Origin of the sequence: Kitasatospora sp. NPDC051702, assembly GCF_040681575.1 — a bacterium.
Taxonomy (GTDB): domain Bacteria; phylum Actinomycetota; class Actinomycetes; order Streptomycetales; family Streptomycetaceae; genus Kitasatospora.
Window position 1 is genome coordinate 22,229 of sequence record NZ_JBFAZB010000030.1, and the last position, 25,106, is coordinate 47,334.

The 25,106-nt window shown below is 74.3% G+C and carries 17 protein-coding genes; 3 read left to right on the forward strand and 14 right to left on the reverse strand.

The genetic code is table 11. The features are described from left to right. Positions 1 to 19 precede the first annotated feature (19 nt). Entirely contained in the window at positions 20 to 874 is an 855-nt protein-coding gene (locus AB0N04_RS23810; RefSeq protein WP_360212656.1) for an alpha/beta hydrolase, read from the forward strand. Between the two features lie 76 nt (positions 875 to 950). Here AB0N04_RS23810 and AB0N04_RS23815 read toward each other — a convergent pair whose 3' ends face one another. The 13 genes from AB0N04_RS23815 to pdxH form a co-directional block, all read right to left on the reverse strand. Continuing rightward, complete coding sequence (locus AB0N04_RS23815; RefSeq protein ID WP_360212536.1) at positions 951 to 1,916, reverse strand: D-glycerate dehydrogenase; 966 nt, start codon at positions 1,914 to 1,916, stop codon at positions 951 to 953. A 37-nt stretch (positions 1,917 to 1,953) separates the two neighbouring features. Then, positions 1,954 to 5,808, reverse strand: a complete 3,855-nt coding sequence (gene fxsT, locus AB0N04_RS23820; RefSeq protein WP_360212658.1) for an FxSxx-COOH system tetratricopeptide repeat protein — start codon at positions 5,806 to 5,808, stop codon at positions 1,954 to 1,956. A 164-nt stretch (positions 5,809 to 5,972) separates the two neighbouring features. Further along, complete coding sequence (locus tag AB0N04_RS23825; protein WP_360212538.1) at positions 5,973 to 7,334, reverse strand: TIR-like protein FxsC; 1,362 nt, start codon at positions 7,332 to 7,334, stop codon at positions 5,973 to 5,975. A gap of 162 nt (positions 7,335 to 7,496) precedes the next feature. Further along, the gene (locus tag AB0N04_RS23830) at positions 7,497 to 8,261 is read right to left on the reverse strand and encodes a hypothetical protein (RefSeq protein WP_360212540.1); all 765 of its coding nucleotides are present in this window, start codon (positions 8,259 to 8,261) and stop codon (positions 7,497 to 7,499) included. A 187-nt stretch (positions 8,262 to 8,448) separates the two neighbouring features. Further along, positions 8,449 to 9,159 carry an AAC(3) family N-acetyltransferase gene (locus AB0N04_RS23835; RefSeq protein WP_360212542.1) on the reverse strand — a complete coding sequence of 237 codons (711 nt, stop codon included), beginning with the start codon at positions 9,157 to 9,159 and terminating at the stop codon, positions 8,449 to 8,451. Positions 9,160 to 9,311: 152 nt separating this feature from the next. After that, the gene (locus AB0N04_RS23840) at positions 9,312 to 11,696 is read right to left on the reverse strand and encodes an FxsB family cyclophane-forming radical SAM/SPASM peptide maturase (protein WP_360212544.1); all 2,385 of its coding nucleotides are present in this window, start codon (positions 11,694 to 11,696) and stop codon (positions 9,312 to 9,314) included. Positions 11,697 to 11,751: 55 nt separating this feature from the next. Continuing rightward, a complete protein-coding gene (gene fxsA / locus AB0N04_RS23845; protein ID WP_360212546.1) occupies positions 11,752 to 11,937 on the reverse strand; it encodes an FxSxx-COOH cyclophane-containing RiPP peptide in 186 nt (61 codons plus the stop codon). A 372-nt stretch (positions 11,938 to 12,309) separates the two neighbouring features. Then, positions 12,310 to 13,374, reverse strand: a complete 1,065-nt coding sequence (locus tag AB0N04_RS23850) for an HEXXH motif-containing putative peptide modification protein (RefSeq protein WP_360212548.1) — start codon at positions 13,372 to 13,374, stop codon at positions 12,310 to 12,312. Positions 13,375 to 13,388: 14 nt separating this feature from the next. Beyond that, complete coding sequence (locus AB0N04_RS23855; RefSeq protein WP_360212550.1) at positions 13,389 to 14,672, reverse strand: FxsB family cyclophane-forming radical SAM/SPASM peptide maturase; 1,284 nt, start codon at positions 14,670 to 14,672, stop codon at positions 13,389 to 13,391. A 96-nt stretch (positions 14,673 to 14,768) separates the two neighbouring features. Then, positions 14,769 to 18,782 carry an FxSxx-COOH system tetratricopeptide repeat protein gene (fxsT, locus tag AB0N04_RS23860; protein ID WP_360212552.1) on the reverse strand — a complete coding sequence of 1,338 codons (4,014 nt, stop codon included), beginning with the start codon at positions 18,780 to 18,782 and terminating at the stop codon, positions 14,769 to 14,771. Next, complete coding sequence (locus tag AB0N04_RS23865; RefSeq protein ID WP_360212554.1) at positions 18,772 to 20,181, reverse strand: TIR-like protein FxsC; 1,410 nt, start codon at positions 20,179 to 20,181, stop codon at positions 18,772 to 18,774. The genes fxsT (AB0N04_RS23860) and AB0N04_RS23865 overlap by 11 nt, the downstream gene beginning before the upstream one ends. 138 nt (positions 20,182 to 20,319) lie before the next feature. Then, the gene (fxsA, locus tag AB0N04_RS23870; RefSeq protein WP_360212556.1) at positions 20,320 to 20,511 is read right to left on the reverse strand and encodes an FxSxx-COOH cyclophane-containing RiPP peptide; all 192 of its coding nucleotides are present in this window, start codon (positions 20,509 to 20,511) and stop codon (positions 20,320 to 20,322) included. A 234-nt stretch (positions 20,512 to 20,745) separates the two neighbouring features. Then, the gene (gene pdxH, locus AB0N04_RS23875) at positions 20,746 to 21,378 is read right to left on the reverse strand and encodes a pyridoxamine 5'-phosphate oxidase (RefSeq protein ID WP_360212660.1); all 633 of its coding nucleotides are present in this window, start codon (positions 21,376 to 21,378) and stop codon (positions 20,746 to 20,748) included. Between the two features lie 418 nt (positions 21,379 to 21,796). Between pdxH and AB0N04_RS23880 the strand changes: the two genes are divergently transcribed. Together AB0N04_RS23880 and serC are read left to right on the forward strand one after the other, a co-directional pair. Beyond that, positions 21,797 to 22,897, forward strand: coding sequence for a citrate synthase 2 (locus tag AB0N04_RS23880; protein WP_360212558.1), 1,101 nt, complete (start codon positions 21,797 to 21,799; stop codon positions 22,895 to 22,897). 163 nt (positions 22,898 to 23,060) lie between these two features. Further along, a complete protein-coding gene (serC, locus tag AB0N04_RS23885; RefSeq protein ID WP_360212560.1) occupies positions 23,061 to 24,179 on the forward strand; it encodes a phosphoserine transaminase in 1,119 nt (372 codons plus the stop codon). A 283-nt stretch (positions 24,180 to 24,462) separates the two neighbouring features. Here the strand turns inward: serC and thpR are convergent, their stop codons facing one another. Then, the gene (gene thpR, locus AB0N04_RS23890; protein WP_360212562.1) at positions 24,463 to 25,050 is read right to left on the reverse strand and encodes an RNA 2',3'-cyclic phosphodiesterase; all 588 of its coding nucleotides are present in this window, start codon (positions 25,048 to 25,050) and stop codon (positions 24,463 to 24,465) included. Positions 25,051 to 25,106: the final 56 nt, after the last annotated feature.

Sequence of the window (25,106 nt, forward strand, 5' to 3'; positions counted from 1 at the left end):
GCCGCAGGTGTCGTTACGGATGGTCAAGGCGGCGGACGGCCGCGCGCTCGCCGTGGAGTCGCTGGGCGACCCCCGCGGGCGTCCGGTCTTCCTGCTGCACGGCATGCCCGGCAGCCGGGTCGGGCCGCACCCGCGCAGCACCGTGCTGTACCGGCTGGGCGTCCGGCTGATCTCCTACGACCGGCCCGGCTACGGCGACTCCACCCGGCTGTTCGGCCGCCGGGTGAGCGCCGCGGCGGCCGACGTGCGGACCATCGCGGACGACCTGGGCCTGGACGGCTTCGCGGTGCTCGGCCGCTCCGGTGGCGGACCCCACGCGCTGGCCTGCGCGGCGCTGCTGCCGGAGCGGGTCAGCCGGGTGGCGGTGCTGGTCGGGCTGGCCCCGCACAACGCGGCCGGCCTGGACTGGTACGCGGGGATGACCCCGTCCAACGTGCACGCCTACCAGGAGGCCGAGCGCGGGCACGGCCGGATCGCCGACGCGATGGAGTTCCGCTCCCGCCAGATCAAGGACGACCCGGTGCGGCTGCTGAACGGCCTGCGGCCCGAACTGTCGCCCGCCGACCGGGAGGTGGTGGCCGACAGCGGGCTGCGGCGGATGCTGGAGAGCAACTACCGGGAGGCGTTCCGGCACGGCGCCGACGGCTGGATCGACGACGTGCTGGCCTTCACCGCCGACTGGGGGTTCAAGGTCGAGGACGTCGCGGTGCCGGCCTGGCTGTGGCACGGCGCCGACGACCAGTTCTCGCCGGTCGAGCACTCCCGCTGGCTGGCCGACCACATCCCGGGCGCCGAGCTCTTCCTGGAGCCCGGCGCCGCGCACTTCGGGGCGTTCCGGGTGCTCACCACCGCCCTGGCCTGGGCGGCCGGCTGATCCCCGACCCGGTCGGGGCCGCGCCCGCCGGGGGCCCGTGCCCGCCAGGGACCGTGCCCGCCGGGCCGGGCACCCGTCAGGCCGGCACCGGGGTGACCGGCGCTCCCCCGCCGAGGACGGCGAGCACGTTGTCCACCGCCAGGCCGCCCATCGCCTGCCGGGTGCGGACCGTGGCGCTGCCCAGGTGGGGTGCGAGCACCGCGCGCTCCTGGGCGAGCAGCGCGGACGGGACGGCCGGCTCGTGCTCGAAGTTGTCCACGGCCGCGGCGAACAGCGCCCCGGACTCCAGCGCGGCGGCGAGCGCCTCCTCGTCCACCACCCCGGCGGTCATGCTGACCACCACGGCGCCGCGCGGCAGCAGGGCGAGCCGGCGGGCGTCCAGGAGGTGTCGGGTGGCGGCGCTGAGCGGGGCGGTGACGACCAGCACGGTGGAGGCGGCGAGCAGCTCCTCGAGCGGCAGCCAGGCGGCGCCGTCGGCCTGCTCGGGCGGGAGTTCGCGGCGGTTGTGGTAGCTGACGGGCATGTCGAAGGCGCGGGCCCGGCGGGCCACCGCCTGCCCGATCCGGCCCATGCCGAGCACGCCGAGCGGGGTGCCGGCCAGTTCCATGCCGAGCAGGAAGTTCGGCGCCCAGGTCCAGGGGCTGCCGGAGCGCAGCAGGCGCTCGCCCTCGCCGAGCCTGCGGGTGGCGGCCAGCAGCAGCGCCCAGGCCATGTCGGCGGTGGCGGTGGTGAGCACCCCGGGGGTGTGGGAGACCAGGACGCCGCGTTCGGCGCAGGCGGCCAGGTCGATGTTGTGGTACCCCACCGCGTGGTTGGCCACGATGGCGAGGGACGGCCCGGCGGCGTCCAGGAACTCGCCGTCCACCCGGTCGTCGAGAGTGGTGAGCACGGCCCGCCGGCCGCGGACGGCGGCCAGCAGCCCGGCCCGGTCCATCGCCTCGTCGGAGTCGTGGCAGGTGACGGCGTGGTGCGCGGTGAGCCGTTCGATCACCCCGGGCGCGAGGCGGCGGGTGACCAGGACCGGGGGCGGGAGCTGCTCCATGGGTCGGCAGCGTACCCGGCCCCCGGTGCCGGGCCGGTCACACCGGCTGCGGTTCCAGGTCGCGGTTGATCCGCTTCCAGCCCCGGGCGGACACCGTGTTGGGGTGTTCCTCGCCGAACTGACGGATCAGTTCGGCGATCGCGCGGGCCCGCAGTTCGGCCGCCTGGGTGTGCCGGTTGGCCGCGCGCAGGGTGATCGCCAGGTTGGCCTCGCAGGCGACGGCGTCCGGGTGCCGGGGCGTGTAGCGGTCGCAGAGGCCCTGGTAGGCGGCCCGGCCGAGCTCCTCGGCGAGGCCGATCTGGCCGTCGTCGCCATAGGCGTTCGCCAGGTTGATCATCGCGTTGAGGGTGTACGGGTGCTCCGGCCCGACCGAGTCGGTCAGGCCCCGGACGGTGGCCAGGCCGCGCTCGATGGCGCCCTGGATGTCGCCGCTGCCGCGCAGGTAGATGCCGAGGTTGTTGGCGCAGGCCAGGGTGAACGGGTGCTCGTCGCCGAACAGCCGCCGGTGGCCCTCGAACACGGTGGCGCAGAGGTCCCGGGCGGCCTCCTTGTCGCCGGAGGCGCTGTGGTCGGCGGCCAGGTTGAGCGCGCAGGCGAGCGCGTCGGGCGCGTCGGCCCCGTAGCGCTCCAGGTAGCGCTCGTAGGTCTCCTTGGTGATCCGGCGGGCCTCGGCGAGCTGGCCCATCCGGCGCAGCGAGACGGCCAGCGACTTGGCGTTGCGCAGGCTCTCGGGCAGGCCCGGGTCCAGCCCGTCGCCGAAGTCCGCGGTGACCTCCTGGAGCAGGTCCGCGGAGCCGCGGTAGTCGCCGAGTTCGCGCAGGTCCCGGGCCAGGGCGGACTTGGTGATCAGCGTGTAGGGGTGCTTGGGGCCCAGGACGGCGGTGCGCCGGTCGAGGGTCTCCTGGTCGAGTTCGCGGGCGGCCTCGCTCTCGCCGACCAGGCGGTAGTCGATGGCCAGGTTGTTCGCCATCGACAGGGTGCGCGGGTTGTCGTCGCCGAACAGCTCGCGGAACTGGTCGAGGATCTCCCGGTCGAGGTCGAGCGCGGCCTGGAACCGGCCGAGCGCGCGGCGGTCGGCGCCGAGCGAGCCCGCGGTCATCAGTGTGTAGGGGTGGTGCTCGCCGAGCAGCACCCGCTGGCGTTCCAGGGTGGCCTCGTCCAGGGCCAGCGCCTCCGCGTAACTGCCCTGGGACCGCAGCACGTTGGCGAGCTGGAAGCGCAGCAGCAGGGTCTGCCGGTCGTCCTCGCCGAGCTTGCGGGTCCACTCGTCGTCGAGCGCGTGGCCGAGGTCGCGGGCGCGGTCGAGCTCGCCGCGCTTCCAGAGGTAGCGGACGCGGTCGATGAGCAGCTGGCGGGTGTCGGCCTCGTCGCAGTTGTGCGCCTTGGACGGCGACAGGTGCGGCCAGATCTCGTCGAAGGCGGGCCAGTTGGCGGGGTCGTCGGTGTCGCCGAGGACGGGCCGGGCGCCGGTGAGGATGCGGTGCACCTCGTGGACGGCGACCTCCTGCTCCTCGTCGGTCATCTCGGCGCGGATCACCGCCTGGACGAGCCGGTGCACCTGGAAGCTGTTGCTGCCGGCGTCGACCTTGGCCAGCGCGTACCGGCCGATCGCCTGGATCACCTTGCCCAGCATGAACTTGTCGCTGAGGTCGGCGTCGTACTTCACCAGCGCCCGGATCATCTGGTCGCTGTAGAAGAGGTTCATCGAGATCGGCTCGGGCGCGAAGAACGCGCAGAGCTGGAGCAGCCGCACGGCGGCCGGGGACTGCTGGCGCAGCCGTCCGATCGACACGTTCCAGGTGGCGCCGACCGGCGTCGGGTAGTCGGCGGGCCGGGCGACGGCCAGCGCGCGGGCGGCCTCGGCGTGCAGCTGGGCGACGTAGGTCTCCACCGGGGTGCCGGTGGTGTCCAGCCAGGCGGCCGCGACCTCGACGGCGAGCGGCAGGTCGCCGACGGCCTCGGCGACCCGGTCGGCGTCCGGGCGGGACAGTCCGCGGGCCCGCCGGCACAGGTGCTCGACGCTCTCGCCGCGGGTGAAGACGTCCACCTCCAGGGCCTCGGCGTGCCCGCTCCAGGCCTGGTTGCGGGAGGTGACCAGGATGTGGCCGGAGCCGCCGGGGAAGAAGCGGCGGATCTCGGACGGCTCGTCGGCGTTGTCGAAGATCAGCAGCCAGCGCTGGGTCGGGACGCCGCGCCGCAGCGCCTCCCGGGCGGCCTCGGCGGCCTCGGTCACCGAGTCGCCGACCCGCAGGCCCAGCCGGCGGGCCAGGTCGGCCAGCGCGGGGGCGACGAGTTCGGTCTGCTCGGCGTCGATCCACCACACCAGGTCGTAGTCGGACATGAAGCGGTGCGCGTACTCCAGCGCGACCTGGGTCTTGCCGACGCCGCCCAGCCCGTACAGGGTCTGCGGGGTGGGCAGCACGGCCGCCATGCCGCCGCGCAGCTGGTTGCGCAGCTGTTCCAGGACGGCGGCGCGGCCGGTGAAGGAGGGGTTGCGCGGCGGCACGTCCCACACCGCGGGCTTGCTCCCGGGGAAGCGCGGACCGCCGCCGTTGGACTCGGTCAGCGCGACGTCGCCGCGGCCGAGCGCGCGCAGCAGGGTCTGCACGGACTGAGCCTCGTCGCGGCCCACCAGGTCGACCGGGTTGCGGTTGCTGAACGGCGCGGTCAGCCGGACGTCGCCGACCCGGACCGGGACGAGCTGGCGGCGGGTGCCGGACGGGTCGGAGCTGACCACGGACTCCCAGAGCGCCCGGGCCTGCGGGGAGCGCTGGTAGGCGGGCGAGAGCACGGCGACCGTGCGGTAGGCGGCGTCGATGCCGCGCTCCGTCTCCTCCCGCGGGTCGGTGCCGGCGCTCAGGTCGCGCGGCAGCACCCGGAAGCCGGCCCGGGTGAGCACGGACTCGATCCAGTCCGCCCACATCCGGTCCTCGGGCACGTAGGAGAGGTAGAGGTCGGCGGGCACGGACGGGCGGCGGCGGGTGAACGCGTCCACGTAGCGCAGCCGCAGCTCCTCGTCGAGCGAGGGCAGCGAGTTGACCCGGCCCTCGGTGATCATCGAGGTGAGCCGCTCGCAGGCGGCCAGCATCGAGGTGGGGGTGCCGGTCTGGTCGCCGAAGGTGGCGAGGATCTCCTCGTAGGCGTAGAACGGCCGGTACGGGATCTCCACCGAGCCCCAGTACTGCGCGAGTTCCTCGCCGTTCAGGCCGACCGGCAGGCCGTCGAAGCGGACCCTGGCGAGCGCCCGGCCGGCGTCGGCCTTCTCCTTCTCGCCCTCGTCGATGCGCATCGGGACGGGCAGGATGCGGATGCCGCGCTCGCGGTAGCGGTCGTGGATGTGCTGGGCGATCCGCGAGGCGCCGTCGATGGACTGGTCGCTCAGGGTGAAGCAGACCACCAGGTCGTCGGGCATCTGCACGGTGCAGATCTCGGCGATGTCGGACAGGCCGGTGCGGGAGTCGATCAGCACGTAGTCGTAGCGCTTGCTCATGTCGGCCTTGAGCGCGTCGAAGAACTGCCCGCCGTCGAAGCGGTCGTAGAAGATGTCCCAGTCCAGGTGGGTGACGGCCTCGGAGTAGTCCCGGTTGAACTGGCCCGCGGAGAGGAAGTCCAGGCTGCCGCCGGCCGGGAACAGCGGCCAGGACAGCGACAGCGCGTGCGGGTGCACCCGGGCGAAGTCCAGGTGCCAGCCCTCGGCGTGCTCGACCGGGCGCAGCGCCTCCTCCCGGTACTCGGCGATCAGGTCCATCATCCCGGTGGTGCCCGCGAGCGAGGCCGGGTCGAGGAAGGGGTGGAAGAACTTGGCCAGGCCCGGCGCCTCCAGGTCCCAGTCGACGGTGAGCACCCGGAAGCCGTTCGCCGCCAGGATCCAGGCGGTGTTGGCGAGCGCCATGGTGCGGCCGGTGCCGCCCTTGTACGAGTAGAAGGTGATGATCCGGCCGTTGCGGTCCTGCTCCCCGCCGTGGCGCAGGGCCTCGCGTTGCGCGGACTCGCGCTGCGCGGCCAGTTCGGCCGCGGTGAGGCCGCCGACGCGGAGGTTCCTGGTGCGGTTCTCGCTCATCTGAATCCTCCCACGGGCGCCATCCCGTCATCGGGGTCATCGCCGTCGTCACGGTCAGGGTGGTCGTCGTGGCCGTAGCGGTCCGGGTGGCCGGCGGGCCCCGCGCCCGGACCGCGCCGGAACGCGTCCCGCAGGCTGGGCCGGGGCGGCGCCGGGTCCTCCGGTTCGGCGCGGGTGCGCCCCTCGAAGGCGTACTTGGCCTTCATGGCGGCCCGGGGCAGTGCGTCGTCGAAGTCCTCCAGGGTGTTGAGCCCGGTCGGGCCGGTGACGCCGAGGAAGCTGGGGCGGCTCGCCCGCCGGGTGATGCGCAGCGTCTGGTCGCTCAGGTCGCCGAGTTCGCCGCCGCGTTCCTCGCACTCGGGGTCCTCGGTGTTCCACGGCTCCAGGACGCTCACCCAGGTGGCGTCGGAGCGGTCGAAGCGGCGGACGAGCTCGCGGCGGTCCGGGTCGCACAGCGCCCAGCGGTCCAGCAGCAGGAGGCCGGGTGCGGCGGCGTCGCCGCCGATGATCGACTCGACCTCCTCGTCGAACTCGTGCACGGTCGGCTGGAACCCCAACTGCCGCGCCAGCCGCACCGCGTGCTGCGCGATCGGCGACCCGGCCGGCCGGTACGGGTGCCAGTCGGTGCGCCGGGCGCCGTAGAAGTCGGGGTTGCGGTCGGCCGGCAGCTCGCCCTGGTGGTAGGCGAGCACCGAGATCCGCAACTGCTTCGTCGGCGCGGTGACGTTGAACGCGCTGGGCAGCCCGTTGAAGTCGAGGCGCCGCCCGACCGGGATCACCGTCTCCTCGGCCACCTGCACGATCCGCGCGGCCAGCCGGTGCACGGCCAGCTCGTAGGCGGAGCGGAAGTAGCTGAGCTTCATCAGCGCGTACAGGCCCTCGGTGGCGTAGTCCGGCCCGAAACTCGCGTGGTTGAACTGCAGTTCACCGGCCACCCCGGGCAGCCGGTAGCGGCTCATCGGCGCCCAGAGCACCGGCACGATGCCACTGGTGCGCTCCGAGTCCATCGTCGCCGGGTACACCGGGCGGCGGGTGAAGGCGTGCCACTCCTGGCCGCACGGGACGCTGTTGAAGTACCGCGGCGAGTACAGCGGCACGAAGACCCGGCAGGTCGCCAGCTCGTCGGCCAGCCGCTCGGCCCACAACTCGCCCTGGTGCATGGACTCGTCCATGAAGCCGACGGGCACCCCGGCCGGCACCGTGGTCAGCTGCAGGACCGCCTCGCAGAGGTCCCGGTACAGCTGGCGCACCCAGTGGTTCGGGTCGCCGGCCCCGCGGGCGCCGGCCTTCGGGGTGTGCGCGTAGGAGAGGAAGAAGTACGGCCGGGCGTCGTCCTCGTCCCAGCCACGGTCGTTCACACGCGCCTCCCCCGGGCCCGTCGGCAACCTGGTTCCCGCAGCCCCCGTGCGCGGGGCTTCAGTGTAGGAACGACTGACGCCCCAGGGGAATAGCACAACGACTCGCACGAATTGACATGACCGAAACGATGGCGGTCCGACGTGCGGTCGGCCGCGGTCGCGCTAGGACTTCTTGATCGTCGACAAGTCGATGATCTGGTCGGCGGGCGGCATCGTGACGGTGACGGGCGCGTCGTAGTCGGAGAAGTCCATCGTCACGCCGTCCGTGGCCCCCTCCAGGCGCATCGACTCGACCCGGACCGGTCGCGCCGGGCCCTCCACGGCGACGTACCCCCGGTAGCTTCCGCCGTCCTGCGAGCCCGAGAAGATCGCCACCGTCTTCTGCCCGTTCACCGTCTGGGCGCCGTCCGAGTTGACCAGCTTGTACCAGTCGCCGTCGCCGAACACCGGAGTGCCCTTCAGGTCGCAGAAGGACCCGACGACGGACAGGTCGTCGCCCGCTTTGGCCCGGATCCACCGGCCCTTGCCCAGCTCCGCCGCGGCGGCGCCGGCCAGCTTGGCGAGCAGTGCGGCGTCCTCCTTGACCAGGGTCTGTCCCGCGGTCCGCAGGATCTCGGCCTTGCCGTCCGCCCCGAAGTCGAACGTCCCCGCGCAGTCGCCGTTGGCCGCGGCCGACGCCGTGAAGGTGACCTTCTGGCCCCCTTCCACCGAACTCCCGGTGATCTTCACCGACTTCGCCCGGGCGAACTCGTTGTGCGCCTTCTCCAGGATCGTCCCGCCGGTCGCCGACTCCAGCCGCTCCGCGCTCGCGCTCGCGCTCGGACTGGCGCTCGCCGCACTCCCCGCCGTGTCGCCTCCCCCGCACGCGGCGACCGCACCCAGCGCGACCACGACGACACCCGCAACAGCAACCCGCTTGACGCTCACGCCGAACCCTTCGTGGAGTGACCAACCCTGCGGATCCTACGTCCCGGGCCCGCCGGGCCCGCGGGCGGGGCCCGGTCCGACGACATGGACATGCCCGACGATCGCGGGCGCGCAAGAAGTCGGCCGGACCGACTTCCTGCGCACGGGCGGACGGGCGGACGGGGGCAGGCCCGGACGGGCGTGCCGCCTAGCGGTGCCGGCGGAGGAGGTGTTCGGCGAGGTCGACGGCCTCGCGGACCGGGACGAGGCGGCAGTCGGCGCCGCCGATGCGGCCGGTGGTGACCTGCCGGGCCTCCGCGAGGAAACGTTCACCCAGGGAGCCGAAGTGGAGGTCGTCCAGGTCGGGGGCCTTGAAGGTGATCCAGCCGTCCGGGCCCGCGCAGTGGTACTCGCGCAGCGGGACGTCCGGCATCCGCTGGTCGGCGAGGTGGAAGGCGGTGAAGCGGGACATCGGGACGCCGAGCATCAGCACCCGCGCGTCGAGGTCGTAGAGGCGCCCGAGGGGGGACGCGGGGCCCAGGTGGGAGGTGAGGGGGTGGTCGTGGGTGATCTCGCGGGCGTGCCGCCCGAGGGCGGCCCAGGAGGTCTGCGGGTGGCTGCTGCGCAGCGCGCCCGGGCGGGTGCGGACGGTCTCGGAGAGGGCCCCCATGGTCGTCGAGCAGGGCGTGGCGTCGGGGTCGAAGGGCGGCATCCGGGCCTGGTAGGCGGTCACCTCGGCCGGGGAGAGACCGGCGGTGGCGGCCTTGTGGATCCGCGAGGTGGCGGAGTTCTCGGGCGTGGCGGTGTAGGCGACCAGGGTGCCCCGGTCGCCGAGCACGTCGAGCAGGGCGTCCACCACGGTGTCGGCGCCCCCGTCCACCGGGCCGAGGGCCCGCAGGGAGGCCTGGACGTGCAGCACCGTGCCCGGGCGGACGCCGAGCCGGACGAGGTCGTGGACGAGTTTCCGGCGGGAGAGCGCGGCGGCGACGCTGCCGGCGCGGGATTCGGTCAGGATGACGGTTCCCCGGGGTTGGGCCCCGGGTGAGGGTGTCCCGAGGCGGGCTGATGTGGTCAGGTGGCGGCGCGTTCCCGCCGGGCGCGGTCGGCGGCCCGTTCGGCGGCGGCGGGCAGCGGCACGGCGAGCCACGGGGTGACGGTCTCGCGCATGCCGTCGGCGAACCGCGAGCCGGCCGCGGTCAGCGATCCGGAGCCGGCCAGCCGCTCGACGGCTTCGGCGGTGTACCGCCGCCAGAGCGCGAACTCGCGCCGCGCCCGGTCGGCGGCCTCGCCCGGCAGACCGTCGTACGCGAGTGCGCGGGTTCCCCAGTACTCGGTGACGGCCAGGTGGGCGTAGGTGCCTTGGAAGAGCCCTTCGAGCGGCCGGGGGTCGGGCCGCCAGGGGGCGAGGTAGAGCGTAGCGTCGCCGCGGTCGAACAGGTCCAGCACGTCGAGGACGGCGCCGAGTTTCACGTGCTGGAACTCGTGGGCGAGCAGCAGGGCGAGGGTGGGTGCGGTGGCGGGCCGGGCGATGGCGACGGCACCGAAGGCCTGGCGGGCGGCCGAGCTGACGTCCCGTCCGGCCGGGCCGGGGCGCAGCGGGGTGACGGTGCCGAGGCCGGCCCGGACGCCGTCCGCGTAGCCGGGCAGGTCCCGGCCGAGCAGCTCCCAGGCCTCGCGCAGGGCGCCCGTCCAGTCGAGCAGTTCGGCGTCGGTGAGGCGGCCGGACACGGGGTGGTCGTGGCTGTCCCGCAGCGGGTCGACGTCCTCCAGCCGGACGGTCCACCCCCCGGCGAGCCGGACGGTCCGCAGCGGTTCGTCCAGCACCGTGCGCACCGTGCCGTCGGCCGCCCGCACGGTGAGGCCCTCGGCCGTGCCGGTGACGACCGCCTCCCCGGCGGGCAGCGCGATCCGTCCGAGGGTCGGCAGGTGCAGCCACCCGTCGCGCACCGGTACGGCGACGGAGTCCCCGCGGCCGGCCCGCACGGCGGCGGCCGCGGCGAGGGCGGCGAGCGGTCCGAGGTCGGTGCCGAGGTCCCCGGCGAGCCGGCGGGCGGCCCAGGCGCGGGCGTACGGGTGGGCGAGGACGGCGTCGACGGCGGCCGGGGCGGCCGTGTCGAGGGCGGCGAGCAGGGACCACGCCTCGCCCCGGGAATGCCCGGAGGCGTCCCAGGCGGCGGCCAGCATGGCCCGGGTGAGGGCGAGTTGGGAGCGGGTGAGGGCGCGCACGGTGTCCGCGCCGCCGTACCCCCGGGCGAGTTCGTCGAGTTGCGGCGGGGTGAGCGCGGTCGGCAGCACGGGTTCGCCGCTCTGCGCCGGCACCGCCGCCGGAGCGCCGTGGGCCGAGATGCCGTTGATCAGGGTCATGAGGTCCCCGCAGTAGACGGAGGGATGGTCGAAGCCGCCCCCCTCATCGTCGCTCCGGTAGCGGTGGGCGTACAGACCGCCTCCGCAGGAGCGCACGACGGGGCAGGCGCGGCACTGTGCGGCGAGCCCGGCGAGGCCGGACTGGCGGGCGGCGATGCCGGGGTGCCGGGCGAGGTCGTCGAGGCTGTGCTCGAAGACGTTGAGGCCGGTGGCGGGCGCGCCGTCGTAGGCGGTCTTCAGGCTGTCGGCCTGCTCGAAGGTCCCGTCCGTCTCCAGGACGGCCAGGTCGGAGGGTTCCAGCCCGAGGGACTCGGTGAGGCTGGAGAGGCCGCGCCGGGTGCGGTGGACGGATTCGAAGGTGCGCACGGCGAAGGGCCGGCCGCCGGTTTCCCACAGCCTGTGGACGGCGAGCAGCCAGTCGGCGTACGGGGTCCCCCCCAGGGCGGCGGGACGTTTCGGCGGCTCGTCCCAGGTCGCGTGCGGGAGCAGGAAGTCGACCGCGGGGGGTTCCAGTACGGCCAGCGCGCCGTACACGGCGACCGGGTCGTTCTCCACGTCGACGGTGCACAGCAGCCCGGCGTAGAGGTGCCGGTAGGCGGGTTCGCGCAGCAGCGCGACGGCCCGCAGGACCTGCGGGTGGCTGCTGCGCCCGTCGGCGAAGCGCCGGTGGCGGTCGTTGGCGGCCTTGTCGCCGTCCAGGGAGATGCCGACCTTGACGCCCGTCTCGGCGAACAGGTCGCAGAAGGCGCGGCTGAGCAGCACGCCGTTGGTGTGGATGCGGGCGTCGAGGACGCATCCGGGCGGGAGCGCCGAGCGGAGCGTCGTGACGGCACGGCGGAGCCGTTCCGGGCCGGCGAGCAGGGGCTCTCCCCCGTGCAGGACGACCCGGACGACGGGCAGCCGGTGGGTGGCCGCGTGCTCGCCGATGCGTTCGGCGGCCTTGGCCAGGATCTCGTCACCGACGACCTTGGGTCGGCTGCGCCAGCTGCTGTCGGCGTGCTCGTAGACGTAGCAGTGGTCGCATGCGAGGTCGCACCGGCTGTGCATCTTGATCACGAATTGCGTGAGGGGCAGCGGAATTCGCGTCGTCATGGATCTGGTTCGGTCGAAGCTCGGTCTGGGATCCCGTTCGGGTCTACGGAGCAGGTCAGATCGACGAGTTGAAGGCCGCGACCGGTACGAGACCGGAGTCCGCGCCGGGGAGCGCGCGGCGCAGCTGGTCGGCAATCTCCTCCGCGCCCAGTGCGGCCAGATCAGCGAGGGAGAGGCGCTCCGGGGCTTCCTGAGGGTCAGTCAGGTTGCCGGCCGGCAGGGTGCTGGTTACCGCTGTCATATTCGTTTCCTTATGCACGGTTAGGCACGGCCGAGGGTGGGAAGAGAAACCACCCAAGATTGAGTGGCACCACGATAAGGCTCCGGCGCACCCGAAGACGGCGCATCGAGGTCTCAACTTCGCTTCCCCTGCCGCTCCGCGCCCTGCGGGAGCCTCCACAACCCCAAAAATTCACCCGTTCAGCGGTCGCGCGCTTCGCCCTGGCGCGCGCCGAAGCGCGTCCGCCAGGCCGGCCCGCCACCCCGCACCGCCGCCGCGGAGCGACCGGCGCACGCCCCGGGCGGGCGACCACCACCCACGGCCACCACCGCGGCCGCGACACCCGCCGCCGGCACCGCGGCCGCCCCGCCCGGGCCCGCCGCCCGCCCGGGCTCAGCCGGCGACCCCCAGGGCACCCGCCGCCCGCGCCAGCTCGGCCGTGAACTCCGTTCCGTCGGGCGTCAGTTCACCACTCCCCAGGAGCGTACCCGCGGCCGCGACGGTGTGCGCCCGCCAGCAGTCGAACTCCCGCCGCGCCCGGGCCCGGTCGCCCTCCCCCGAGCCCGCCTCGGCGCACCAGAAGTCCGCGACCCCCAGGTGGGCGTACGTCCCCTGCAGCAGCGCGCCGACCGGGCGCAGGTCGGGCCGCCAGGGGGCGTGGTAGACGGCCGCGCCGTTGGGCCGGTGCAGCGGCACCAGGTCGAGCAGGGCACCGAGTTGGACGTGCAGGAACTCGTGCACCAGGGCCAGCGCCAGCAGCACCGGATCGCCCGGCAGCGAGGCCGCCACCCCGCCGTAGGCCCGCCGGGCGGCGGCACTGACCGCCGCCCCGCCCGGGGCCGGGCGCAACGGCACGATCACCCCCACGCAGGCCGCGACGGCCCGCGCGTACCCGGGGTGCCGGCGCACCAGGATCCGCCAGGCCCGTTCCAACTGATCCTCCCAGAGAGCGAGTTCCGCCGCTCCGAGCGGACCGGCCGGCGGCCGCCCGTAGTCCACCCGGCGCGGCCCGGCGTGGTCGATCACCGGGCTCCAGCCCAGCCCGTCGCACTCCAGCGCGAGCGCGGGGCCCGACCCGGCCCGGAGGAACGCGGCCAGCCCGTCCAGCGGAACGCGTTCCCCGGCGGCTAGGCCGCGCAGGCAGTCCGCCGCCCAGGCGTCCAACTCGGGCCGCAGCAGCACCTCCTCCCACCGCGCCCGGTCGGCCCGCTGCAGCTCCCGCACCTCGCCGTACGCCGCGCGGTAGCCCTCGTCGTCCGGAGCGGCCCGCCGCAGCGCCAGCAGCAGCAGTGCCCGCTTGCTCAACTGCCCGGCACGCAGCGGTCGGACGGCCTCCGCTCCGCCGCGGGCGGCCGCGATCGCCCGGAACGTCGCCCGGTCCAGCCCGTGGCGGGGCAGCCCGTCCGCCCCGCGCGCGCCCGGCACTCCGGCCGCCACCGCCTCGTCCGTACCCGCCACCGGTCGTCCTTCCGCTAGGTCTGCTGGGTCCGCTGGGCCCGCTGGGCCCGTCGGGCCCTCGCCCCGGCCGCTCCGGCCAGGTCCGCCCGCAGTCTCCCCGCGATGTGGCGGATCAGCCGGTCCAGGTCCGCGCAGTACACGGACGGGTGAGTGAAGCCCCCGCCGGCGCCCCCTGCCGCACCCCCTCCGACGCCCACTGCCGCACCGCCCGCGCCGCCGCCCCCGCCCGCACCGCCGCCGCCCCCGGCCGCGTACCGGTGCGCGTAGAGCCCCCCGCCGCAGACCCGGGCCAGCGGGCAGCCGGCGCAGACCGGGCCGAGCCCGGCGAGCCCCCGCTGACGGGCCCGGAACGCCGGGTGCGCCGCCGCCTCGGTGAAGCCGTGCCGCCGGACGTCCAGGCCCGTCCCGGCGGCCCCGTCGAAGGCCACCTTGAGGCTGTCCGCCTGCTCGATCGTGCCGTCCGCCTCGACCACGACGAGGTCGACCGGCGCCAGGCCGACCGCCTCGCTGGCCGCCCGGCCGCCGAGCAGCAGCACGGCCAGTTCCTCGAACAGCCGCACGCCGGTCTCCCGCCGGGGGGCGCCGTACCAGCGGTCGAAGGCCGCGATCAGCCACTCCCCGTAGGGCGCGGGCTCCGTACCGGAGGGCGGCGCGGAGGGCGGCTCCCGCCGCACCCCGGCCGGCTGGGCGGCCCAGGTCGCGTGCGGCAGCAGCAGGTCGAGCCGGGGCGGCGCGAACTCCAGCAGCGCCTCGTAGGTGGCCACCGGGTCGGCCCGCAGGTCGACGACGCAGAGCAGTCCGGCGAACAGCTCCCGGTGCTCGGCCGAGCCGAGCAGCCGCACCGCCTCGGCCGTGCGGTCCCAGCTGCCCCGGCCGGAGGGCAGCAGCCGGTGCCGGTCGTGGTCGGCCCGGGTGCCGTCGAGCGACACCCCGACCGCGACCCGGTACCGGTGCAGCACGTCGAGCAGCGCGGGCTCGTCCAGCAGCCGCAGCCCGTTGGTCTGTAGGCTGAACCGGATCCGCGGCCCGGCCGCGGCCAACTCCCCCAGCAGGGCGTCCAGGTGGCCCGCGCCGACGAGCAGCGGCTCGCCGCCGTGCAGCACCACGGCGACCTCGTCGAGCCCGTGCTCGGCCGCGTGCTCGGCGATCCGCCGGGCGGTCCGGCGGACCGTCGGCAGCGCCATCCGCCGCGGCCGGTCGCGCCAACCCTGGTCCGCGGCCTCGTACATGTAGCAGTAGTCGCAGGCCAGGTTGCACCGGCTGTGGATCTTCAGCAGGAACTGCCGGAACGGCACCATGCGGGTGAGCCTAGGTCCTCTCCCCCGGATTCGCCGGATCCGGCGGGGATCCGCACGAGGGGGCCCGGCGCCGGGCCCCCGGCACCGGACCGGCCGTCACACGTGCGGGGGTTCGACGTCGGAGTCGAGCCGGTGCCCGGCCTTCACCGCCACCGTCGTCGGGTGCTCCTCCCCGAGGGTCACCCGGGCCCGGCGGATGCAGTCCGCGCGCAGCTCGGCGGCCCGTTCGGTCAGCCCGACCGCGGCCAGGGACAACGAGAGGTTGGAGTTGATCCCGATGGAGTCGTAGTGGTCGGGGCCGAGGGTCGCCGTCATCAGCGGTGCCGCCTCCTGCTCCACGGCGAGGGCCGCCTCGGTCTCCCCGGCCAGGGCGAGGTCGTTGGCGTGGTTCATCATCGCGATCGGGATGTAGAGGTGGTGGTCGCCGAGGACGGTGCGGAACTGCGCCAGGGTCCGCCCGGACAGCTCGCGGGCCTCGGTGGCCCGGCCGGCCAGCCGCAGGTAGACCGAGAGGTTGTTGGCGCCGGCGAGCGTCACCGGGTGGTTCTCGCCCAGGTAGTCGCGGTAGCGGGCGAGGGCCCGTTCGGCGAGCGGGATGGCCCGGTCGGTGTCGCCGAGGGCGTTGAGGTCGCTGGCCAGGTTGGTGGCGGCGGCGAGGGTGTCGGGGTGTTCGGCGCCGTTGATGTCCAGGTAGCGCTGGTAGATGTCCTCGTCGATCTCCAGGGCCTCGTTGTAGCGGCCGGCCCGGCGCAGTGCCACCGCGAGGTTCTTGCGGGCGCGCAGGGTGTCGGTGTGGGCGTCGCCGATGGTCTGCTGGTAGATCCGGACGGTCTCCTCCAGCAGGTCCAGCGCCTCCCGGAGCCGGCCGGTCTCGCGCAGGTCGCGGGCGTAGTTGCTGGCCGAGGAGAGGGCGTAGAGGCTGTGCGCGCCGAGGGCGTCGCGCTGCTGGAGGTAGTTGCTGCGGTGGCGTTCGAGGGCGGCCCGGCGGTCGCCGGCCAGGTAGTCGGAGACGGCCAGGTTGTTGGTGATCATCAGGGTGCGCGGGTGGTCCGGGCCGAGGGTGCGCCGGGCGGCGTCCAGGGTGCGCCGGTCCAGCGCCCGGGCCTCGTCGTAGCGGCCGAGGAAGCGCAGGTCGGCGCCGAGGCTGTTGGCGACGGCGAGGGTGTGCGAGTGCTCGGGGCCGAGGGTGGCGGTGAACCGCTCCAGGATGTCGCGGTCCATCTCGTACGCCTCCTGGAGGGCACCCTGGGAGCGGCGGATGTTGCTCAGCTGGGTCCGCAGCATGAGGGTCTGGGCGTCGTTGTCGGCGTCGAAGCCGGGGCCGCCGTAGCCGTCCCGGCGCCAGTGCTCGAGGGTGCGTTCGGCGAGCTCCCGGCCGGACTCGTGCAGGCTGCGCTTCCACTGGTAGCGGACCGAGTCGATGATCCACTGCCGGACGTCCTCGTCGGCGCTGTCGACGGCGCCGGACGGCCAGAGGTGGGGCAGGAGTTCGGCGTACTCGGACCAGTTGGCGGGGACGTCCGGGTCGCCGGGGTTGGCGGTGGCCAGCGCGGCGTGCACGACGGCGCGCAGTTCGGCCCGGCGCTCCTCCTCGACCTGGTCCCGGAGCACCGCCTGGACCAGCCGGTGCACGGTGATGGTCTCGCTGCCCTGGTCGGTGCGGGCGAGCCCGAACCGGTTGATGGCGCGCAGGAACTCGCCGATCGCGAGCTTGTCGCGGGGCGCGCGCGGGGGCAGCCGCAGGGCCCGGGTGACGGCCCGGCTGTAGAGCAGCCGCATCGGGATGGCGTCGGGCCCGAAGAAGGCGCAGATCTCCAGGATCTGGGCGGCCGGGGCGTTCATCCGGCGCAGTTCCTCGACCGAGATGCGCCAGGTCGCGGCGGCGGAGTGCGGGTAGTCGGCGGTGCGCAGCCGGGTGCGTTCGAGCATCTCGGTGAGCTCTTCGTCGAGCAGTTCCAGGTAGGTGGCGATCGGCATCGACGTCTCCTGGAGCCAGACCGCGGCCTGGCCGACGGCGAGCGGCAGGTCGCCGAGCCGCTGCGCGACCTGGTCGGCGTCCTCCGGGGAGAGGCCGCCGTTGAAGCGGCGCAGCAGCCGGACGCTCTCCTCCCGGAGGAAGACGTCGACCTCGACGAGACCGGCGTGCCGGGCCCAGCCCTGGTTGCGGGAGGTGATCAGCACGTGCCCGCCGGAGGAACCGGCCGGCTGCCAGGGCGCGAGCTCCTCCGGGGTGCCGGCGTTGTCGAAGACGAGCAGCCAGCGCCGGTAGGGGTGGCCGCGGCGCAGCGCGTCGAGCACCGCCGCCGCGGTGTGGGCGACGTCGTCGCTGCTCGGCACGCCGAGCCGGGGGGCGAGTTCGGCGAGCTTCTGCGGGATGTTGGCGGGCTCCTCGGCGGGCACCCACCAGACCACGTCGTAGGCGGCCTTGAAGCGGTGCGCGTACTCCGCGGCGATCTGCGACTTGCCGGCGCCGCCGAAGCCGTAGAGGACCTGGCTGAGCACCGCGGCGGGGCCGCCGGTGAAGCGGTTGCGGAGGAGTTCGAGCAGCTTGCCGCGGCCGATGAAGGAGGCGTTGCGCGAAGGCGCCTCCTGGACCTGCGGGGCGGTCCCGGGGAAGCGGGCGGGGGCGGCGAACTCACCGCTGTCGGAGTCGCCCTGGCGGGTGCCGCCGGGGGGCGGGCCGAGCTCGCCGTAGAGCTGGGACTCGGCGGCCACGGCCGAGGAGCGGACCAGGTCGGGCGCGGCCTGGCCGACGAACGGGCGGGGCACCGGCTCGTCCGAGTCCTGCAGTCGCAGGGCGACCAGCGCCGGTGAGCCGGAGGCGAGTTCGCGTCCGTTCAGCAGCTGCCAGACCTCGGTGGCGCGGGCGAGCGCGGTGTACTCGGGCGAGAGCAGGGCGAGCAGCCGGCCCTGGCCGTCGAGCGGCCCGGTGACCTCCGGCGGCCGGTTGCCGGTGTACGGATCGGCCGCGTTGTGCAGCGAGGCCTGGTAGCCGAAGCGGGTGAGGGTGCCGGCCGCCCACTCGGCCCACATCCGGTCCTCGGGCGCGTAGCTGACGAACACCTGGCGGGGCACCGCGCGGGCGGAGCGCAGGTAGGAGCCGTAGAGCCGGCGGCGGGTCTCGGAGGTGAGCGGTCGCAGGGTGCGGACCCGCCCGTCGGTGATCCACCCGGCCAGCCGTTCGAAGGCGTTGAGCAGGCTGCGGGCCTCCTGCGGGCGGTCGGCGACGGTGGCGGGCACCTCCTCGTAGGCGTAGAAGGGCTTGTACGGCACCTCGACGTCGGCCCAGTAGCCGGCCCGCCGGTCGGCGCTCAGCCAGCGGCCGAGGTAGGGCGCGAAGGACTCCCGGGCGTAGTCGCGGCCGGCCTCCAGGCGCTCCTGCTCGGCGTCCTCGACCCGCATCGGCACCGGCAGGACCCGGATGGCCCGTTCCTCGGCCTCGGCGATGGCGCGGGCGGCGTCGACGCCGCCGCGGATGTTCTGGGCGCTGAAGGTGAAGCAGTCGACGACGGTGTCGGGCATCAGGACGGTGCAGATGCCGGAGGTGTCGCTGACGCCGGTGCGGCTGTCGATGAGCACGTAGTCGTAGCCGCGCGCCCAGCGTTCGCGCAGTTCGCGCAGGAACTCGCCGCCGCGGATGTCCCGGCCGTGGTAGAAGCTGCGCCAGTTGAAGCTGGTGACGGCGGCGGCGTAGGCGGCGTTCTGCCGGCCTGCGGGCAGGAAGTCGAGCCGCCCGCCCGGGGGCAGGTCGAGGGCGAGGCCGCAGATGTAGCCGTCCAGCCGGCCGGGTTCGTCCAGCCAGGCCGCCGGGGGCAGGCCGGTCGGTCCGAGGGCGGAGGGCAGGGCCTGCCGGACGTAGGAGCGCAGCAGGTCGATCAGGCCCTCGGTTGAGTGCAGTTCGGGGTCGACCAGCAGCGGGTGGTAGTAGCGGTGGAGGCCGGGCGCCTCCAGGTCCCAGTCGACGACCAGCACCCGCAGGCCCCGGCTGGCGAGGATCCAGCCGACGTTGGCCAGGGCCATGGTCCGGCCGGTGCCGCCCTTGAAGGAGTAGAACGTGACGACCGATCCCGGTCCGCCGCGCTCCCGCTCTGCACCGGGCTCAGTGATCATCGTCCTGGTCTCCCCTCAGCGGCTCCGCCTCGTCCTGGTTGCGGCGCGGTCTGGGCACGTCGTCCCGGCCCGGGAGCGGGTCGGGTCGGGCGATCGGGTCGTGGCGCGGGCCCCGCGGGGCGGGCGGGGCGGACAGCCCGGGCATCGCCGGGCCGCTCCCGCCGTCGGGGCCGAGGCCGAACGCGGCTCCGCCGCCATCGTCCTCCCAATCGAAGTTGTCGTCCATGAGCTTGTTCTGGGCGACCGTCACCATGATGGTGAGGTCGGTGTCGAAACTCTCCCGGTTCACTTTGACCCGGAACAAGTGCTCCGGGTCGCTCCGGCGCAGCCAGTTGCGGCGGAACACGCCGCGCACGCCGGCCCACAGCGCGTCGTGCTCCGGCCCGTCGCCCGGGTCGCCGCTGCCGTCGGGGACCATCACGCCGGTGACCGGGTGGTTGTGGTCGTCGTACTCGCGCAGCGCGGAGCGGTAGCGGTCGGCGGCGGCCACCCACGGGTCCACCAGCAGGACGCTGACCTGGCTGTCCTCACGGGCCTGGTCGAGCTGCTCGCCGAGGCCGGCGCCGATCTCCTCCAGGGTGGTGGTGTGCCCGGCCGCGGTGATCACCTGCTGGGCGCGAGCGGCCAGGGAGGGCCGGACGGGCGGGTGGTAGGGCGCCCAGTGCCAGGGCTTGGCCCCGTACCAGCCGCCGGCGTACGAGCCGCCCGCGGCGGCGTCGGAGGCCTGGCCGGCGGCGATGAAGAGCCGGACCATCCCGGGGCTGGGCGCCGGCTCGATGGGGGCGGGCCCGGGGAAGTAGCCGCGCACGGCGCCGAGGTCGAAGTCGGCGAGTTCGGTGAGCCGCCGCGCGGCCGCGGCCCGGACGCGTTCGGCGACCACCCGGACGACCTGGAGGTAGGCGTCGCCCTGCGGCCCGGTGCGCAGCAGGGCGCGCAGCCCGTAGCGGGCGTAGGCCTCGCCCATGTCCGGCTGGGCCCACTGGATCTTGGTGACCTCCTCGGCCAGCTCCCCGGGCGCGACGGGCTCCCAGAGCACCGGGACGAGGGCCGGGATCAGCTCGCCGTGCTCCTCCTGGTGGCGCCGGACCCTGCCGCGGAAGGCGGTCCACTCCTTGCCGCAGTAGAGGCTGGCGAAGTAGGCGGGGGAGTAGAGCGCGACCATGGTCCGGCTGCGGCCGAGCATCCGGGCCAGCTGCTGGGCCCACTCGTCGCCGAGGCGCAGCTGTTCGGTGTCGCGGTAGGCGATCTCGTCGGCCCGGGCGGCCGACTCGATCCGGCCGAGTTCGTCCCTCAGGTCGTTGAAGAACTGGTCGACGAAGGCGTCCTCGGCCTCGTAGTCGCGACGCGCGTAGCTGAAGAAGAAGTAGGGCTTCCGCTGGTCCTGCTGATGCTCCGACACCTTTTCCCCCCGGGCCCGACGGTGCCTCGACGGCGCTGGTTTGATACCCAGCATGTCGTGAACTCCACCAACCTCGCGGGAAGTTGTCGAACTCCGCGGGCCACCTGGGGTTTAACCGACGGTCAGCCGCCGGTCGGGTCAGCGGTCGAGGGCCGACTGGAAGGCGGCGAGCGGCTCGGCGCCGGGGGTCAGGGCGTCCGCGACCACCCGGCGCAGCAGGTCGCCGAGGACGGTCTCGGGCAGGGCGTCGAGTTCGTCGAGCGGCAGGGCGGCGACGTCGACCAGGTCCGAGCCGAGTCCAGCGGCGGTTTCCGTACCGGTGACGCCCATCAGTCCCTCACTCGATCGTGCCGGCACAGCGGGCTGCCGGCCGGAAGAGCCTCGACCCGGGCACCGCGCGACGGGCAGCACATTGTTACACATCGGGCATGACGGGTCATCAGTTCCGTGGTGACGCCGCGCGCCGGGAGCGCCGGACGGGCCGGGCGCCGGGATGCGGGATGCAAGATGCGGGATGCGGGATGGGCCGGACGGGCCGGGGCGCCGACGGACCGGGAGGTCGCCCTACGGGCAGAGCCGCTCGACCCGCCACCCGGTGGGGGCCGTCGGCTCGGCGAGGTAGCGCAGTCTGTCGTGCAGCCGGTTCTCCCGGCCCTGCCAGAACTCGACGCTCTCCGGCACCACCCGGTATCCGCCCCAGAACGGCGGCACCGGCACGCCCTCGCCCTCCGGGTAGCGGCGCTCCAGTTCGGCGTAGCGCTGTTCGAGGACCTCGCGGCTGCCGACCGGGCTGGACTGCTCGCTGGCCCAGGCGCCGAGCTGGGAGCCGTGCGGCCGGGTGCGGAAGTAGGCGGCGGTCTCGTCCCGCCCGACCTTCTCCACCCGGCCCTGGACGATCACCTGGCGGGCCAGCGCGACCCACGGGAAGAGCAGTGCGGCGTGCGGGTTGGCGGCGAGCTCGGCGCCCTTGCGGGAGCCGTAGTTGGTGAAGAACACGAAGCCGCGCAGGTCGTACCCCTTGAGCAGGACGGTGCGCGAGCTGGGCCGCCCCGCGGCGTCGGCGGTGGAGAGCACCATGGCGTTGGGCTCGACCAGTCCGGCGTCGTCGGCCTCGTGGAACCAGCGGGTGAACTGGCCGATCGGCTCTGGCGCGAGCTGCTCCTCGACCAGGCCCTCGTGGGTGTAGTGCTTGCGCATCACGGTGAGGTCCGGGCCGGGGCGGGCCTCGTCGGCCAGGATCCGGGTGGCGGGGCTCTGGGGCGTCGACTGGGCGCGTTCCGGGGTCTGCACGTCAACATCATCCCGTACGACAAGCAACCGGCACCGCTACCTCCGGACAAACCGCGGTGGGAGATAAGGTGTCTCGCCACCGCTTGACCGCCCGTCGTACGGTGAATTGTCCGGAACCAGACGTTTGGCTCCGGAGATTTCCCGGGCACGACCGACCCTCGGCGGAAAAGTCAAGCGGGCCCATGGGCAACATCACCGCGGTGGTGTATGGCGCAATGCACCCCGTGCCTGTCACTCTGGCACCGAGTGCCAACCACCATTCGGTCACTGGCGTGCCCGCCCCACCACGGCGGAGCGCCGATCGCAGAACTGAAGGAGCCGTCGCATGTCCGACTTCGTACCCGGACTTGAGGGAGTCGTCGCGTTCGAGAGCGAGATCGCCGAACCCGACCGTGAAGGCGGCGCCCTGCGGTACCGCGGTGTCGACATCGACGACCTGGTGGGTCACGTCTCCTTCGGCCACGTCTGGGGCCTGCTGGTGGACGGCAAGTTCAACCCCGGCCTGCCGGCCGCCGAGCCCTTCCCGATCCCCGTCCACTCCGGTGACATCCGGGTCGACGTGCAGTCCGCGCTCGCCATGCTCGCCCCGGTCTGGGGCCTCAAGCCGCTGCTGGACATCTCCGCCGAGCAGGCCCGCGACGACCTCGCCCGGGCCGCCGTGATGGCACTGTCCTACGTGGCCCAGTCGGCCCGCGGCCAGGGCCTGCCGATGGTCCCGCAGAGCGAGATCGACAAGGCCGAGACGGTCGTCGAGCGCTTCATGATCCGCTGGCGGGGCGAGCCGGACCCGAAGCACGTCAAGGCCATCGACGCCTACTGGACGTCCGCCGCCGAGCACGGCATGAACGCCTCCACCTTCACCGCCCGCGTCATCGCCTCCACCGGCGCCGACGTCGCGGCCGCCCTGTCCGGTGCGGTCGGCGCGATGTCCGGCCCGCTGCACGGCGGTGCGCCGTCCCGCGTGCTCGGCATGATCGAGGAGATCGAGCGCACCGGCGACGCCACCGCCTGGGTCAAGAACGCGCTGGACCGCGGCGAGCGCCTGATGGGCTTCGGCCACCGCGTCTACCGCGCCGAGGACCCGCGCGCCCGCGTGCTGCGCCGCACCGCCAAGGAGCTCGGCGCGCCGCGCTTCGAGGTCGCCGAGGCGCTGGAGAAGGCCGCGCTGGAGGAGCTGCACAACCGCCGCCCGGACCGCGTGCTGGCCACCAACGTCGAGTTCTGGGCCGCCATCATGCTGGACTTCGCCGAGGTCCCGGCGCACATGTTCACCTCGATGTTCACCTGCGCGCGCACCGCCGGCTGGTCGGCGCACATCCTGGAGCAGAAGCGCACGGGCCGGCTCGTGCGCCCCGCCGCGCGCTACATCGGCCCCGGCCCGCGCCGCCCCGAGGAGATCGAGGGCTGGGGCGCCATCGCCCACTGAGTCGACCGGCCGCACACCGGTCGACCGCCTGCGCACCGCCTCTGAACAGCGGGTCCGGCCTCCGCCGGGCCCGCTGTCCGCACGTCGGGGGGCAGCGAAGATCACAATCTCAGGAGGCGGACGACCGTACCCCGGGCCGGTTCCCGGCCGGTAGGCTGCGCGCGTGGCTCAGATCCAGATCCCCGCTGACATCAAGCCCGCAGACGGCCGTTTCGGCTGCGGACCGTCCAAGGTGCGCCCCGAGGCCCTGAGTGCCCTCGCCGCCACCCAGACCTCGCTGCTCGGCACCTCCCACCGCCAGGCCCCGGTCAAGAACCTGGTCAAGCGCGTGCGCGAGGGCGTGAGCAGCCTCTTCTCGCTCCCCGAGGACTACCAGGTCGTCCTCGGCAACGGCGGCTCCACCGCCTTCTGGGACATCGCCGCCTTCGGCCTGGTGCGGGAGAAGTCCCAGCACCTGGACTTCGGCGAGTTCTCCTCCAAGTTCGCCTCCTCGGTGAAGGCCGCGCCCTGGCTCGCCGAGCCGACCGTGATCAAGACCGCCCCGGGCACCCACCCGCTGCCGGTCGCCGAGGCCGGCGTGGACGTCTACGGCCTCACCCACAACGAGACCTCGACCGGCGTCGCGATGCCGATCAAGCGCCCGGTGGGCACCGACGAGGGCTCGCTCGTCCTGGTGGACGCCACCTCGGGCGCCGGCGGCCTGCCGGTGGACATCACCGAGACCGACGTCTACTACTTCGCGCCGCAGAAGTCCTTCGCCTCCGAGGGCGGCCTCTGGCTGGCCGCGTTCTCCCCGGCCGCCCTGGAGCGCGCCGCCGAGATCGCCGGCTCCGGCCGCTACATCCCGCCGTTCTTCGACCTGCCGACGGCCATCGACAACTCGTCGAAGGACCAGACGTACAACACCCCGGCGATCGCCACCCTGTTCCTGCTGGCCGACCAGCTGGAGTGGCTGAACGGCAACGGCGGGCTGGACTGGGCCGTCGCCCGGACGGCCGACTCCTCGTCCCGGCTGTACTCGTGGGCCGAGAAGTCCTCCTACGCCACCCCGTTCGTGGCCAACCCGGCCGAGCGCTCCCAGGTGGTCGGCACCATCGACTTCGACGAGTCGGTGGACGCCGCCGCGGTCGCCAAGGCACTGCGTGCCAACGGCATCGTGGACACCGAGCCGTACCGCAAGCTCGGCCGCAACCAGCTGCGCATCGCGATGTTCCCGGCCATCGACCCGGCCGACGTCGAGGCGCTCACCGCCTGCATCGACCACGTGGTCGAGCAGCTCTGACGGGCTCCACGCACGGCTGAGGGCCACCGCCCGGCGGGCGGTGGCCCTCAGCCGTCCCCGGGCGGCCCCGGGGGCGTCCAGGGGCGCCCTAGCGGCCGGACAGCGAGCTGATCAGCACGACGACCAGCAGCAGCACCAGGGTGCCGGTCACGATACGCATACGAGTCTTGGGATCCACGGTCAACGAGGGTACCTCCGGCCCACACCCGTCCGGACGCCGAGGCCGGTCCGCTCCCCCGCCGCCGGGCCCGCGGAGCGCCGCCGGGCCCGCCCGCGGGGCGGTTCAGCACCAGTCCGCCAGCGGCCAGGAGCGCAGCGTGGTGTAGCGCGCCCCGCCGCCGTCCGGGTCGCTGCGCACCAGGTGCAGTTCGGCGGCCTCCCACTCCGGCCCCCGGTAGTCGGCCAGCACGGCCGCCAGGGCGTCCAGCTCGGCCGCCGTGACCCGCTGGACGGCCCGCCGGTGGCCGCGCGAGGAGCCCGCCCGGGCCAGGGTCAGGTGCGGGTGGAAGGCCTCGGCACCGGCCGCCCCGGCCACCTCGGCGACAGCCCCGGAGACGGCCTCCGCGAGCCGGCCCAGCGCCCTGGCCTGCCCCTCCACCCCGACCCAGAGCACCCGGTCGCCGAACCGACCCGCCCCGGACAGCCGCAGCCGGTGCACCGGGTGGACCTCGGCGACCCCGGCCAGGCCGGCCTCCAGCTCCGGCACCCGCTCGGGCGCCACCTCGCCGAGGAACGCCAGGGTCAGGTGCCACCCGTCGACGGCGGTCCAGCGCAGCCGGTCCGCCCCCGGCAGCCCTCGCAGCGGCTCGACCGCGGCGGCGAGCCCCCGCAGCGCCCGGTCCGGCGGGTGCACCGCCACGAACAGCCTCATGCCGCCATCCTCCCCCGCGCCGCCGCGCCCCCGCTTTCCCGCGGGAGGCCGTCCGG

Excerpts from the sequence above, each read along its gene's own strand:
- AB0N04_RS23810 (WP_360212656.1), top strand. The coding sequence starts at position 20 with ATGGTCAAGGCGGCGGACGGCCGCGCGCTCGCCGTGGAGTCGCTGGGC.
- AB0N04_RS23815 (WP_360212536.1), bottom strand. The coding sequence starts at position 1,916 with ATGGAGCAGCTCCCGCCCCCGGTCCTGGTCACCCGCCGCCTCGCGCCC.
- fxsT (WP_360212658.1), bottom strand. The coding sequence starts at position 5,808 with ATGGCGCTCGCCAACACCGCCTGGATCCTGGCGGCGAACGGCTTCCGG.
- AB0N04_RS23840 (WP_360212544.1), bottom strand. The coding sequence starts at position 11,696 with ATGACGACGCGAATTCCGCTGCCCCTCACGCAATTCGTGATCAAGATG.
- fxsA (WP_360212546.1), bottom strand. The coding sequence starts at position 11,937 with ATGACAGCGGTAACCAGCACCCTGCCGGCCGGCAACCTGACTGACCCT.
- AB0N04_RS23855 (WP_360212550.1), bottom strand. The coding sequence starts at position 14,672 with ATGGTGCCGTTCCGGCAGTTCCTGCTGAAGATCCACAGCCGGTGCAAC.
- fxsT (WP_360212552.1), bottom strand. The coding sequence starts at position 18,782 with ATGATCACTGAGCCCGGTGCAGAGCGGGAGCGCGGCGGACCGGGATCG.
- fxsA (WP_360212556.1), bottom strand. The coding sequence starts at position 20,511 with ATGGGCGTCACCGGTACGGAAACCGCCGCTGGACTCGGCTCGGACCTG.
- pdxH (WP_360212660.1), bottom strand. The coding sequence starts at position 21,378 with ATGCGCAAGCACTACACCCACGAGGGCCTGGTCGAGGAGCAGCTCGCG.
- AB0N04_RS23880 (WP_360212558.1), top strand. The coding sequence starts at position 21,797 with ATGTCCGACTTCGTACCCGGACTTGAGGGAGTCGTCGCGTTCGAGAGC.
- thpR (WP_360212562.1), bottom strand. The coding sequence starts at position 25,050 with ATGAGGCTGTTCGTGGCGGTGCACCCGCCGGACCGGGCGCTGCGGGGG.